The 13,411-nt window shown below is 65.1% G+C and carries 11 protein-coding genes and 1 pseudogene; 11 read left to right on the top strand and 1 reads right to left on the bottom strand.

Going from position 1 to position 13,411, the window contains the following annotated elements:
* The first annotated feature begins 81 nt into the window (after positions 1–81).
* The 8 genes and pseudogenes from AC0L3S_RS07365 to AC0L3S_RS07330 form a co-directional block, all read left to right on the top strand.
* A complete protein-coding gene (locus AC0L3S_RS07365; protein ID WP_007596745.1) occupies positions 82–1,284 on the top strand; it encodes a pyridoxal phosphate-dependent aminotransferase in 1,203 nt (400 codons plus the stop codon).
* 163 nt (positions 1,285–1,447) lie between these two features.
* A complete protein-coding gene (locus tag AC0L3S_RS07360) occupies positions 1,448–1,927 on the top strand; it encodes a DUF992 domain-containing protein (protein WP_473262625.1) in 480 nt (159 codons plus the stop codon).
* Positions 1,928–2,078: 151 nt separating this feature from the next.
* Positions 2,079–4,127, top strand: a complete 2,049-nt coding sequence (locus AC0L3S_RS07355) for an elongation factor G (RefSeq protein ID WP_473278586.1) — start codon at positions 2,079–2,081, stop codon at positions 4,125–4,127.
* 156 nt (positions 4,128–4,283) lie between these two features.
* Positions 4,284–4,556, top strand: coding sequence for a helix-turn-helix domain-containing protein (locus tag AC0L3S_RS07350; protein ID WP_007614761.1), 273 nt, complete (start codon positions 4,284–4,286; stop codon positions 4,554–4,556).
* A 109-nt stretch (positions 4,557–4,665) separates the two neighbouring features.
* Positions 4,666–6,420, top strand: a complete 1,755-nt coding sequence (locus tag AC0L3S_RS07345) for a SulP family inorganic anion transporter (protein WP_473278585.1) — start codon at positions 4,666–4,668, stop codon at positions 6,418–6,420.
* A gap of 93 nt (positions 6,421–6,513) precedes the next feature.
* A complete protein-coding gene (locus AC0L3S_RS07340) occupies positions 6,514–7,347 on the top strand; it encodes a shikimate dehydrogenase (protein WP_473278584.1) in 834 nt (277 codons plus the stop codon).
* Positions 7,348–7,414: 67 nt separating this feature from the next.
* Entirely contained in the window at positions 7,415–8,041 is a 627-nt protein-coding gene (locus AC0L3S_RS07335) for a hypothetical protein (protein ID WP_473262629.1), read from the top strand.
* Between the two features lie 15 nt (positions 8,042–8,056).
* Positions 8,057–8,677: pseudogene (locus AC0L3S_RS07330) on the top strand (single stranded DNA-binding domain-containing protein); the annotation flags it as partial.
* A gap of 127 nt (positions 8,678–8,804) precedes the next feature.
* On the opposite strand, the gene AC0L3S_RS07325 reads toward AC0L3S_RS07330, so the two are convergent.
* Entirely contained in the window at positions 8,805–9,941 is a 1,137-nt protein-coding gene (locus AC0L3S_RS07325) for an alpha-hydroxy acid oxidase (RefSeq protein WP_473278583.1), read from the bottom strand.
* 135 nt (positions 9,942–10,076) lie between these two features.
* On the opposite strand from AC0L3S_RS07325, the gene AC0L3S_RS07320 reads away from it, so the two are divergent.
* The 3 genes from AC0L3S_RS07320 (at position 10,077) to AC0L3S_RS07310 (ending at position 13,190) form a co-directional block, all read left to right on the top strand.
* The gene (locus tag AC0L3S_RS07320; RefSeq protein ID WP_473262631.1) at positions 10,077–10,244 is read left to right on the top strand and encodes a hypothetical protein; all 168 of its coding nucleotides are present in this window, start codon (positions 10,077–10,079) and stop codon (positions 10,242–10,244) included.
* Positions 10,245–10,463: 219 nt separating this feature from the next.
* A complete protein-coding gene (glmM, locus tag AC0L3S_RS07315; RefSeq protein ID WP_027565344.1) occupies positions 10,464–11,807 on the top strand; it encodes a phosphoglucosamine mutase in 1,344 nt (447 codons plus the stop codon).
* A gap of 135 nt (positions 11,808–11,942) precedes the next feature.
* The gene (locus AC0L3S_RS07310; protein WP_473278582.1) at positions 11,943–13,190 is read left to right on the top strand and encodes an MFS transporter; all 1,248 of its coding nucleotides are present in this window, start codon (positions 11,943–11,945) and stop codon (positions 13,188–13,190) included.
* Positions 13,191–13,411 lie beyond the last annotated feature (221 nt).

Genomic DNA, 13,411 nt, shown 5'->3' with positions numbered 1-13,411 from the left:
CGGCACTCGTTTTAGGGTGGCTCATTCCCACAATCGGAGTCGTGAAGCCAAAGGGTTCACGACGCTTGTCAGGAGATGACGATGTCCTTCCTTGCCGCTGCGCTCGACCGTGTGAAGCCGTCCGCGACCATCGCGGTCACGGATAAAGCACGTGCGCTGAAAGCGGCGGGCCGCAACGTCATCGGTCTTGGCGCCGGCGAGCCCGACTTCGACACGCCCGCCAACATCAAGCTGGCCGCGATCCACGCCATCGAAGCCGGCAAGACCAAGTACACCGCGGTCGACGGCATTCCCGAGTTGAAGGAAGCCATCATCGCCAAGTTTCAGCGCGAGAACGGCGTCGTCTACAAGGCGAACCAGATCATCGTCGGCACCGGCGGCAAGCAGGTGCTTTACAACGCACTGATGGCAACCATCAATCCGGGCGACGAGGTGATCATCCCCGCGCCGTACTGGGTCAGCTATCCAGAGATGGTGGCGCTCGCCGGCGGCGAGCCGGTGCCGGTGGTCTGCACCGCCGCGACCGGCTTCAAGCTCCAGGCCGAGGCGCTCGAGCGCGCGATCACGCCGAAGACCAAATGGGTGATCCTGTGCTCGCCGTCGAACCCGACGGGAGCTGCCTACACCAGGACCGAGCTGAAGGCGCTCACCGACGTGCTGGTCAAGCATCCCCACGTCTGGGTCATGACCGATGACATGTACGAGCATCTCGTCTATGACGACTTCCAGTTCACCACGGTCGCGCAGGTCGAGCCGAAACTCTACGACCGCACGCTCACCGTGAACGGCGTGTCGAAGGCCTATTGCATGACCGGCTGGCGCATCGGCTATGCCGGCGGTCCGGCGCAGCTCATCAAGGCGATGTCGACGATCCAGTCGCAGTCGACCTCGAACCCGTCGTCGATTGCGCAATGGGCCGCGGTCGAGGCGCTGAACGGTCCGCAGGACTTCATCCCGGCCAACAACAAGGTCTTCAAGGAGCGCCGCGACCTCGTCGTCTCCATGCTCAACCAGGCCAAGGGCATCGAATGCCCGCGGCCCGAGGGCGCCTTCTACGTCTATCCGTCCTGCGCCGGCACCATCGGCAAGACCGCGCCGTCGGGCAAGGTGATCGACAATGACGAGACGTTCGTCACCGAACTGCTGGAGACCGAAGGCGTCGCCGTGGTGCAGGGTTCGGCCTTCGGCCTCGGCCCGGCGTTCCGCATCTCCTACGCGACCAAAACCTCGGACCTCGAAGACGCCTGCAAGCGCATCCAGCGCTTCTGCGGCAATCTGCGGTAAGCTTGCAGACATGATGTGACATGAAAGGGCCCGCGCTATGCGGGTCCTTTTTCTTTCAAGTCTACGCGAGCTGGCGCCACCGGAACTGTTGTGGCATAGACCGTCGCGCATCACGGGTAGGGCGCTCTCTCTGCTCGCCTCACATTCATCGCCGGAGACATTCATGCGCCGTTCACTCCTCCTCGCCGGGCTTGCCGCTGCGAGCCTCGTTGCCTCCGTTGCGGGCGCCAGCGCGCAGTCCCGGATGGTGCAGGTGGGCGTGCTCGAATGCCGCGGCGGCGCCAGCGTGGGCTTCATCGTGGGATCGGTGACCAATCTCGGCTGCGTGCTGCGCGTCGATGGTTTGCCGGACGACCGTTACGTCGCGACGATCCGCAAGGTGGGCCTCGACCTCGGCATCACCCAGGAAACGGCACTCGCCTGGGGCGTGTTCGCGCCGGTGAACCGGCTCGGACCAGGCGACCTCGCCGGCACCTACGCCGGTGCGCAGGGCAGCGCCTCGGTCGGCGTCGGCCTTGGCGGCAACGTGCTGGTCGGCGGCTCCAACAATTCGATCGCGCTCCAGCCGCTCAGCGTGCAGGGCCAGGTCGGCCTCAACGTCGCCGCCGGCCTCGAGAGCCTGGAACTGCGCCCGGGCCGTTAACAACTCCGTGTGTGAATCGCGTCGCTTCGACGCGATTCCGGCAACGACGCACCGCAGCGACGTTTGATGCTTGCCAAATCTCGGGGACGGGCAGAGCATCGGCGTTTGCCGACCCAATCATGGGCCGAGCTCCACACCAAGGAGGCGGCGAATGGGACAAGACGTCAGAAGTCCCCGAGGTCCACGGTGCATCGCGCTGGTGGGCCCTTTCCAAAGCGGTAAAACCACACTTCTCGAAGCCATCCTGGCGCGAACGGGCGCCATCCCGCGCGCCGGCAGCGTCGACGCCGGGACCTCTGTCGGCGACGCCGCGCCAGAGGCCCGTCATCACAAGATGACGGTCGGGCTGACTGCCGTCACCACGAGTTTCATGGGCGACAGCTACACCTTCCTCGATTGTCCCGGTTCCGTCGAATTTGCCCACGACATGCGCGCCGCGCTCCCTGCGGTCGATGCCGCAATCGTGGTCTGCGAAGCCGACGAGAAGAAGCTGCCGCAGCTTCAGATCATTCTGCGCGAGCTGGAGGAACTGAAGATCCCGCGTTTCCTGTTCCTCAACAAGATCGACCGTGCCAACAAGCGCATCCGCGAGACGCTCGAGATGCTCCAGCCCGCCTCGCGCGTGCCGCTGGTGCTGCGCCAGATCCCGATCTGGAAGGACGAGCTGATCGAGGGCTTCGTCGATCTCGCGCTGGAGCGCGCGTTCATTTACCGCGAGCACAAGGCCTCCGAAGTGGTCGCGCTTCAAGGCGGCGATCTCGATCGCGAGAAGGAGGCGCGCTTCTCGATGCTGGAGAAGCTCGCCGATCATGACGATGCGCTGATGGAGCAGCTGCTCGAGGACATCCAGCCGCCGCGCGATGCCGTGTTCGACGATCTCGCCCGCGAACTGCGCGACGGGCTGATCTGCCCCGTGCTGCTGGGCGCCGCCGCCCGCGAAAACGGGGTGCTGCGTTTGATGAAAGCGTTGCGTCACGAGGCGCCCGGTATCGCGGAGACCGCAAAACGTCTCGGCGTTCCCGAGACCAGGGACGCCCTCGGCTTCGTCTTCAAGACGCTGCATTCGCAGCACGGCGGAAAGCTGTCGCTGACGCGCATGCTCGCCGGCCATCTCGACGACGGTGCCACGCTGCAATCCTCCTCAGGTGGGGCCAGTCGCATCTCCGGCATTCTCGCCGTCACAGGGGCCTACGACACCAAGCGTGCTGCGGCGGAAGCCGGCGACACGGTGGCGCTCGCCAAGCTCGACCCGATCAAGACCGGCGACACGGTCTCGAACGGCAAGACCCAGCCGGCAGCGCTTGCCGCCGTTGAGCCCACTCCGCCGGTGCTCGCGATCTCGGTTGCGGCCACCGACCGCAAGGACGACGTCAAGCTCGGCCAGGCGCTGATGCGCCTGCACGAGGAGGATCCCTCGCTTATCTTCGTGATGAACGCGCAGACCCACGACACCGTGCTGTGGGGTCAGGGCGAGATGCACTTGCGCGTCGCGAGCGAGCGGCTGCGCGATCGTTTCGGCGTCAAGGTCGCCTCGCATCCCCCCGCGATCGGCTATCAGGAAACCATCCGCAAGCCGATCGTCCAGCGCGGTCGCCACAAGAAACAGTCCGGCGGACATGGCCAGTTCGGCGACGTCGTGCTCGACATCAGGCCGCTGCCGCGCGGCGAAGGCTTCAAGTTCGCCGAGAAGGTGGTCGGCGGCGCGGTGCCGCGCAACTATATCGGCGCGGTGGAAGAGGGCGTCGTCGACGGGCTCGCACGCGGCCCGCTCGGTTTCCCGGTCACCGATTTGCAGGTGACGCTGACCGACGGCTCCTATCACAGCGTCGATTCCTCAGACCTCGCCTTCCGCACGGCGGCGCGGGTCGGGCTCACCGAGGGCCTGCCGCAATGCCAGTCGGTGCTGCTGGAGCCAATCCACGTGGTCGAGATCGTCTGCCCGACCGACGCCACCGCCAAGATCAACGCGATCCTGTCGGCGCGGCGCGGCCAGATCCTCGGCTTCGACACCCGCGACGGCTGGAGCGGATGGGACTGCGTCCGCGCCATGATGCCGGAAGCGGAGATCGGCGAGCTGATCGTCGAACTGCGCTCGGCCACGGCAGGCGCCGGCAGCTTCACCCGCCAGTTCGACCACATGGCCGAAGTCACGGGCCGCGCCGCCGACCAGATCATCGCCGCGCATCAACACGCGGCGTGATCGGTCTGCCGAAGTAAGGGACGCATCACTGTCTCACTCCCTCTCCCCGTTCTTACGGGGAGAGGGTAAGCGCTTGCGTTCGACGGACAATGATGTATTTTACATCATTGTACATGCTCCAGACATCATTTATAACCGTTCATACGTGAGGCTAGGGTGATCACGTCGTTCCAGATGCGCGCAGCGCGTGCGCTGCTCGGCATTGACCAGAGGGCCTTGGCGGAGCTTGCAGGCGTATCGCTGCCGACCATTCAGCGAATGGAGGCGAGCACCGGCAACGTTCGCGGCGTGGTCGAGACCTTGATGAAGGTGGTCGAAGCCTTTGATCGGGCCGGCGTCGAACTGATCGGCGAACAGGCGCGCAGCGAAGGCGGCGGACGTGGCGTTCGGCTCAAGGAGCCGGGGCCGCCGCGTCGGGTGGGAGCATGATCCCGCAATGATCATGCTCGGGAGCAGTCTTAACTAACGCACCGTCGCGCCCCAATACGCGGCCGCACGATGCATCGGAGCGTTGTGGGCAGCGGAGCATTTTGCTGAAATGAGCATCACAGGCGAACACGCAGGCAAGCTGCACCAGCTTCGTCGGCCGACCTTTACCGAACTCTATCTGCCAAAGCTCGTCACCGTATGGCGCGAGGGCTATGGTCTATCGGATTTCCGCGCCGATGTGTTCGCCGGCCTCACGGTCGCGATCGTCGCGCTGCCGCTGTCGATGGCGATCGCGATCGCCTCGGGCGTGACGCCGGACCGCGGACTCTACACCGCCGTCGTCGGCGGCTTCATTGCCTCACTGCTCGGCGGCAGCCGGTTCCAGATCGGTGGTCCCGCCGGCGCCTTCATTGTGCTGGTTGCGGCGACCGCCGACCGTCACGGGGTCGACGGCGTGATCTTGGCCACGCTGATGGCCGGCCTGTTCCTGATCGCTGCGGGCTTCCTGCGGATCGGCACCTATATCAAGTTCATTCCGTATCCGGTGACGGTCGGCTTCACCGCCGGCATCGCCGTCATCATCTTCGCCAGCCAGCTGCGCGATCTCGGCGGGATCACGCTCCTCGCGAAGGAGCCGAGCGAATTCGTTCCGAAACTCGTCGCGCTCGCAGGCGGCCTGCACACCGTCAATCCGTCGGCCGTCGCGGTCGCGATCGTCAGCATTGCCATCATCGCCGGCCTGCGACGCTGGCGGCCGTCCTGGCCGGGCATCCTGATCGCGGTCGTGCTCGCGGCGGTCGCATGTGCCCTGCTGTCGCTGCCGGTCGAGACCGTCGGATCGCGCTTCGGCGGTATTCCGCGCGAACTGCCCTCGCCGGCCTTGCCTGCGTTCTCGCTCGCGAAGGCGACCGCCGTGCTGCCCGATGCGATCTCCTTCGCGCTGCTCGCCGCCATCGAATCGCTGCTGTCGGCGGTGGTGGCCGACGGCATGACCGGACGCCGTCACCGCTCCAATTGCGAGCTGGTGGCGCAAGGCGCCGCCAATGTCGGTGCGGCGCTGTTCGGCGGCATCTGCGTCACGGGGCTGATCGCGCGTACCGCGACCAACATCCGCGCCGGCGCGCGGGGGCCGCTCGCGGGCATGTTGCATTCGGTCTTCCTGTTGCTGTTCATGCTGATCGCAGCGCCGCTCGCGAGCTACATCCCGCTGGCCGCGCTCGCCGCCGTGCTCGTCGTGGTGGCCTGGACCATGGCGGAGAAGCACGAATTCGCGACGCTCCTGCGCTCGTCATGGGGCGATGCCGTCGTGCTGCTCGCAACCTTCCTGCTCACCATCTTCCGCGATCTGACCGAGGGCATTCTGGTCGGCTTCGCGCTTGGCGCGGTCCTGTTCATCCATCGCATGGCGGAAATGACCGGCATCGAGGAACGTTCGCCGATGGTGGCCGCCGATCGTCCCGATGACGAAAATGGCGAGCGCGTGCCTTACGACCCCGCGCTCGCGGTCGATCGCGACGTGCTGGTCTATCGAATCACCGGCGCGTTCTTCTTCGGCGCAGCCTCGGCGATCGGCAGCGTGCTCGACGGCATCGCCGACAAGCGCAAGGGTTTTGTGGTCGATTTCGCCGCGGTGCCGTTCCTGGATTCGACCGCGGCCAACGTGCTCGGCCGCGTCGCCGCCAAGGCCCACCGGCAGGGCATCCGGCTGTTCATCACGGGGGCATCGCCAACGGTTCGCCGCGCGCTGCTCACCCATGGCGTCACGCCGCCACGCGCGCGCTATCGCGAGACCATCGCGCGTGCGGTTGCCGACATCAAGGGCGGCGCGGCACACCCAGCGGCCGGTGAGGCGGGCACGACCTGAGGTCGAGCCTCTCACGAGACGGCCCGCGCGCTTGACAGGGCCTGCGGGACGCGAAATGGATCGCCTCCGAAACGACCCCAGGGGAGGACGACCGTGACCAAGGCTCCCGCAGCCTGTCTGATCGGATGGCCGGCTGCGCATTCGCGCTCGCCGCTGATCCATCGTTACTGGCTGCGCACGCTCGGGATCGAGGGTGGCTATGTCATCGAGGCGGTTCCGCCGGATAATCTGCGCGACTTCGTGCTGCGGCTGTCGCTGCGCGGCTTCGTCGGCGCCAACGTCACCATTCCGCACAAGGAGGGCGTGCTCGAGCTCTCGACGCCAGATGCCCGCGCGCAGGCGGTGGGGGCGGCCAACACGCTGTGGTTTGCGGACGGCGAGCTGCGCTCGACCAACACCGACGTCGAGGGCTTTATCGGCAATCTCGACGCCAGTGCGCCCGGCTGGGACGCAGCCGAAGAGGCGCTGGTGCTCGGCGCCGGCGGCTCCTCGCGCGCCATTGTGTTCGGGCTGCTCGAACGCGGCATCGAGCGCGTCCATCTCGCCAACCGCACCATCGGCCGGGCCGAGACGCTTGCAAGGCAGTTCGGACCGAAGGTGCATCCTGTTGCGTGGGAGCGGATCGAAGATATCCTGCCGCGTGCAAAACTTCTCGTGAACACGACCTCGCTCGGCATGCACGGTCAGCCTTCACTCGACCTTGACGTGGCGCGCCTGCCGGATGGCGCCGTGGTCGCCGATCTCGTCTATGTCCCGCTGGTGACGCCGCTGCTCGCGGCCGCAAAGGCGCGCCGGCTGAAGACCGCCGACGGGCTCGGCATGCTGCTGCATCAGGCGGTCCGCGGTTTCGAGCTGTGGTTCGGCCAGCGGCCGCAGGTCACGGTCGAGCTGCGCGCGCTGGTCGAGGCCGATCTCACAAAGACTTGAGAGAATAGCGCGTAACCTCCGGAGTTCTATGTCCGTAAGGGGACAATAGGGACAATCGGAGACCATCATGTCTGTTCAACGTGCAACTTTCACACGTCCGCTTATCGCCGTCGCGATGGTGGCCGTCTCGACCCTCTCGGCACTTGCGCAAAGGGCGCCGGTGCCGACGCGCGTGCGCGGCACGATCGAAAGCGTCGATGGCGACACGATGCAGGTCAAGGCGCGGAGCGGCGAGGATGTCAAGCTGCACATCGCTTCCGACGTGAACGTGTCCGGCATTACCAGGATTTCACTTGCCGACATCAAGCCCGGCTCCTTCGTCGGCGCCACCACCGTGCCGGGACCCGACGGCGGCGCGAACGCGGTCGAGGTCCACGTGTTTCCGGAGAGCATGCGCGGCACCGGTGAGGGCTCGCGACCTTATGACCTCAAGCCCAACTCCAGCATGACCAATGCGACCGTGTCGGAGAGCGTGGTCGGCAATGACGGCCATACGCTGCTGGTCAAGTACAAGGACGGCGAGAAGAAGGTGTTCGTCGCTGACAATACGCCGGTGGTGACCTTCGTGCCCGGCGACAAATCCGATCTGAAGGCCGGCGCCAAGGTGATCGCCTTCATGAAGCAGCTGCCCGACGGCTCGTTCGAAACCAACCGCGTCAGCGTCGGCCGCGACGGCCTGACGCCGCCGATGTAAATGGAGACTAACAACATGTCGAAGAGAAGCTGGATATCACGTATTGGCGTGGCCGCATTCGCCGCCTGCATCGTCACGTCATCCGCCCTGGCGCAGCAGACGCCGACGGTCCGCATCCGCGGCACCATCGAGAGTGTCGACGGCAACACGCTCGGCATCAAGACTCGCGAAGGCAGCGACGTGAAGGTGCGCATGACCGACAACGTCGCCGTGTTCGCGGTGGTGAAGACGTCGTTGTCGGAGATCAAGGACGGCTCCTACATCGGCGTCACCGGCCTGCCCGAGCCCGACGGTACCCAGAAGGCGATCGCGGTGCACATCTTCCCCGAAAACCAGCGCGGCGCGGCCGAAGGTTTTCGTCCCTGGGACGCACGCGCCAACTCGACCATGACCAACGCCACCGTGGCGCAGACCGTGAAGGGCACCGACGGCCAGAACATCACGGTGAAGTACAAGGACGGTGAGAAGAAAGTCGTGGTGCCCCCGGACACACCGATCGTCACCTTCGTCGCCAGCGACAAATCCGAGCTCAAGCCGGGCGCCAAGCTGATCATTTTCGGTGCGGTGAAGAAGGACGATGGTTCGCTGGAAGCCAACCGGGTCAACGTCGGCCGCGATGGGGTGACGCCGCCGATGAGAGCTGTGCGGAAAATTTGGATCGCAACTGCGGCAACAAAATCCATTGTCGTCCCGGATCAGCGCTCCGCTTCGCTGCGCTTGTCCGGGACGACAGCTGTTGTTGCAGCTGCATCCCGGTAGACGCTCACATCGCGATGATATGCTCGTCGATCTCGTCGATCCTGTTGACGCCGCACAGGCCCATGGTGGTGAGCAGCTCTTTCTGGATGATGTCGATCGCCTTGGCGACGCCGGCCTGGCCGCCGGCGCCCAGGCCATAGGCGTAGGCGCGGCCGATCATGCAGGACTTTGCGCCGAGCGCGAGCGCGCGCATGACGTCCTGGCCGGAGCGGATGCCGCCGTCGAACATGATTTCCATCCTGTCACCGACCGCCTCGGCGATCTCGGGCAGCACCTCGATGGATGACGGCGCGCCGTCGAGCTGACGGCCGCCATGGTTCGAGACGACGAGAGCCTGCGCGCCGGTCTTGGCGGCTTCCTCGGCGTCCTCGACATCCAGAATGCCCTTGATGATCAGCTTGCCCGGCCAGATGCTGCGGACCCACTCGACGTCCTTCCAGTTCAGGGACGTGTCGAACTGCGACGCCGTCCACTCGGCGAGGCGATTGAGGTCCCCGGTGTTCTTCACATGGCCGGCGATGTTACCGAAGGTGCGACGCTTGCCTTGCAGCACGCCGGAGACCCAGGTCGGCTTGCTGGCGAAATCCAACAGCTTCGAGAGCGACCATTCCGGCGGCACCGTCATGCCGTTCTTGATGTCGGCGTGGCGCTGGCCGATGACCTGGAGATCGACTGTCAGCACCAGCGCGGAGCATTTCGCCGCGATCGCGCGCTGGATCAATTCCTTGATGAAACCGCGGTCCTTCATCACGTAGAGCTGGAACCAGAACGGCTTCTCGACACTGGCCGCGATGTCCTCGATCGAGCAGATCGACATGGTCGACTGCGTGAACGGGATACCGGCGGCTTGCGCGGCGCGGCAGGCATGGATCTCGCCATCGCCATGCTGCATGCCGAGCAGGCCCACCGGCGCGAGTATCAGCGGCATGGTCGAGGGCTCGCCGAGGATCGTGGTCGCGGTGTCGCGTTTGGAGACGTCGACCAGGATGCGCTGGCGGAACTTGATCGCCTGCATGTCTTCGCGGTTGGCGCGCAGCGTTTCCTCGGCGTAGGAGCCGCGGTCGCAATAATCGAAGAACGCCTTCGGCACGCGGCGCTGATGCAGTGTGCGAAGATCGTCGATACAGGTGATGTGCTTCATGAACGTTTCCCCGGCCCGTCTTGTCGGAAGAGTCTCGCATTGGAAGACTCTTGCATCGGAAGATCGAGGGGTCATCTAGCATGGTTGGATGCAGAGCCAAATCGTTTGCAAATTCTTTGTGGAGAGGAGGGCGCCATGACCAGGCCGCACACCGGACCGACGCCGGAGGAGATCAAGGAGAAGCATGATCTCGAGGAAGCGCTGGAGGAAGGTCTGGAAGAGACCTTTCCGGGCTCCGATCCCGTCAGCGTCACCCAGCCGGCGCCGAGCCGCGGGGACGGCCATGTGAAGCGCTCGGACTAGGCGCGGGTTCCGCCCTGTTCCGGCGTCCTCGCTGGAAATATAATGTTAACAAGGCGTTATCGGCACCGGGTACGTCCGGTTCCGTAATGATTCATCATATTTTTTGAAGCCAAGTTAGCCGCGATGGCTTTATAAGACCTCAGCAAATCAGGGATGCGGGTCCCGCCAGGGCACCCGCAGGTTGTCTTGGGGATCCCTGGTTGTCGCGTGGGGGACGATATGAGCCGCAAATATTTTGGGACGGACGGGATCCGGGGCCGCGCCAACGGGCTGATCACGCCGGAGCTCGCGCTCAAGGTCGGCCAGGCCGCAGGCCTGGCGTTTCAGCGCGGTGACCACCGCCACAGGGTGGTGATCGGCAAGGACACGCGCTTGTCCGGCTACATGATCGAATACGCGATGGTGGCGGGCTTCACCTCGGTCGGCATGGACGTGCTGCTGGTCGGCCCGATGCCGACGCCGGCGGTTGCGATGCTGACCAAGTCGATGCGCGCCGATCTCGGCGTGATGATCTCCGCCTCGCACAATCTGTTCGAGGACAACGGCATCAAGCTGTTCGGCCCGCAGGGCTTCAAGCTCTCCGACGACGTCGAGAAGCAGATCGAGCAGCTGCTCGATGAGCCCATCGACAAGCGTCTTGCCCAGAGCGCCAGTCTCGGCCGCGCCCGCCGCATCGACGGCGTGCATGACCGCTACATCGAATTCGCCAAGCGCACGCTGCCGCGCGATCTGTCGCTCGACGGCCTGCGCGTCGTGGTCGATTGCGCCAATGGCGCCGCCTACAAGGTGGTGCCGGAAGCGCTGTGGGAGCTGGGCGCCGACGTGATCCCGATCGGGGTCGAGCCCGACGGCTTCAACATCAACAAGGAATGCGGCTCCACCTCGCCCGAGGCGCTGTCGAAGAAGGTGCGCGAGATGCGCGCCGACATCGGCATCGCGCTCGACGGTGACGCCGATCGCGTCATCCTGGTCGACGAGCGCGGCCACATCGTCGACGGCGACCAGCTGCTCGCGGTGATCGCGCAGAGCTGGAAGGAAGACGGCCGGCTTTCGCGATCGGGCATCGTCGCCACCGTGATGTCGAACCTCGGGCTCGAGCGATTCCTCAATGCGCAGGGGCTCGATCTCGTGCGCACGCCGGTCGGCGACCGCTACGTGCTCGAGCAGATGCTGAACGGCGGCTACAATCTCGGCGGCGAGCAGTCCGGCCACATCATCCTGTCCGACTACGCCACCACCGGCGACGGCTTCGTTGCCGCGTTGCAGGTGCTTGCCGTGGTGCAGAAGCTGCGCCGCCCGGTGTCCGAAGTCTGCCATCGCTTCGATCCGCTGCCGCAGATCCTGAAGAACGTCCGTCACAAGGGCGGCAAGCCGCTCGACAATTCCGACGTCAAATCGGCGATCTCCGACGGCGAGCAGCGGCTCAACGGCCACGGCCGCCTGCTGATCCGCTCCTCCGGCACCGAGCCGGTGATCCGCGTCATGGGCGAGGGCGAGGATCGCATCCTGGTCGAGGACGTCGTCGATACCATCGTCTCGGCGCTCGGGCAGGCCGCGGCCTGAGGCGCTACGCTACGAATTCCCGCAAAGGATGGAGCGAAGCGCATCCCAGCCGTCGACGATTGGCGGTGGATCGGTCGCCGCGCGCAGCGTAACTAGCTTGTCGCGGCAATCTGCCGCGCCGGCCGGGATGCTCCATTGAACAAGCCAGTCGTCGTCTCAGAGGAAACGCTGACCGAGCCCGTCGTGGTCAGCGACGTGGCACAAGCAGCCAAGGCCGCAGGGCCGGCCTATGTCGTGCTTGCCGGCATCAGCTTCTCGCACTTCCTCAACGACACCATGCAGTCGCTGATCGCTTCCGTGTATCCGATCCTGAAGGACACCTACGCGCTCGACTTCGCGCAGATCGGCATGATCACGCTGGCCTTCCAGTTCACGGCTTCGCTGCTCCAGCCGGTGGTCGGCCACTACACCGACAAGAAGGCGCAGCCCTATTCGCTGTCGATCGGCATGGCCTCGACCTTCTTCGGTCTGTTGCTGCTCAGTGCCGCTCACCAATATCTGGTCATCCTCGTCGCCGCCGCGCTGGTCGGCCTCGGCTCGGCGGTCTTTCATCCGGAATCGGCGCGCATCGCGCGGCTCGCCTCCGGCGGGCGCTACGGTTTTGCGCAATCGGTGTTTCAGCTCGGCGGCAGTTTTGGCACCTCGATGGGACCGGTGCTCGCCGCGGTCATAGTCGTGCCGTTCGGGCAGGGCAGCATCGCCTGGTTCTCCTCGATCGCCTTTCTCGCTATCCTCATCCTCTGGCGCATCGGCCGCTGGTACGAACCGCAGATCAAGGCGAAGAAGACCGCGGTGGCTCAAGCCCATCCCGACGCGCCGAGCTCGCGTCGCGTCGTCGTTGCGCTCCTCGTGCTGGTTGCGCTGCTGTTCTCGAAACAGCTCTACGTCTCGAGCCTGTCGAGCTACTACATCTTCTATCTGATCGACCGTTTCGGCGTGTCGACGCAGGCCGCGCAGATGTATCTCTTCATCTTCCTTGCGGCGAACGCCGTCGGCGCTTTTCTCGGCGGTCCCCTGGGCGATCGCTTCGGCCGCAAGATCGTGATCTGGATCTCGATCCTGGGGGCGCTGCCGTTCACGCTGGCGCTGCCCTATGCCGGGCTCTATGCGAGCGCGGTGCTGTCCGTGATCATCGGCCTGATCATCTCCTCGACGACGTCGTCGATCATCGTGTTCGCGCAGGAGCTGGTACCGCATCGCTTCGGCATGATCTCCGGCGTGTTCTTCGGTGTCGCGTTCGGCATCGGCGGCCTTGGCGCCGCCGTGCTCGGCAAGCTCGCCGATCACACCTCGATCGCGTTCGTCTATCAGGTCTGCGCCTATCTACCCGCGATCGGCCTGCTTGCGGTGTTCCTGCCCAAGCTGCCGCGGCACGCGCGTTAACATATCCTCTCTTGCTGCAACGCGGCTTCATACATCGTTAGGAAATGCGGCGAAGCCGTCGCATTTGGCGCTGCATTTTTGCAACGCTCGCGCCGCATGCGCGCGTGCGGTCAGAAAAAATCAACCTTAAAAATTAGGGTTAAGTGGCGCTTAAACATTTGCTGGCATCGTCCGGGCCGTGAGTTTCCAGAACGTGAGGCGCCGTATTTGCCTCACCGGCC

The sequence above is a fragment of the Bradyrhizobium sp. Ken01 genome (genome assembly GCF_055807355.1).
The sequence above is the reverse complement of the archived record's forward strand: the minus strand, read 5'-3'. Positions and strand labels throughout refer to the sequence as shown.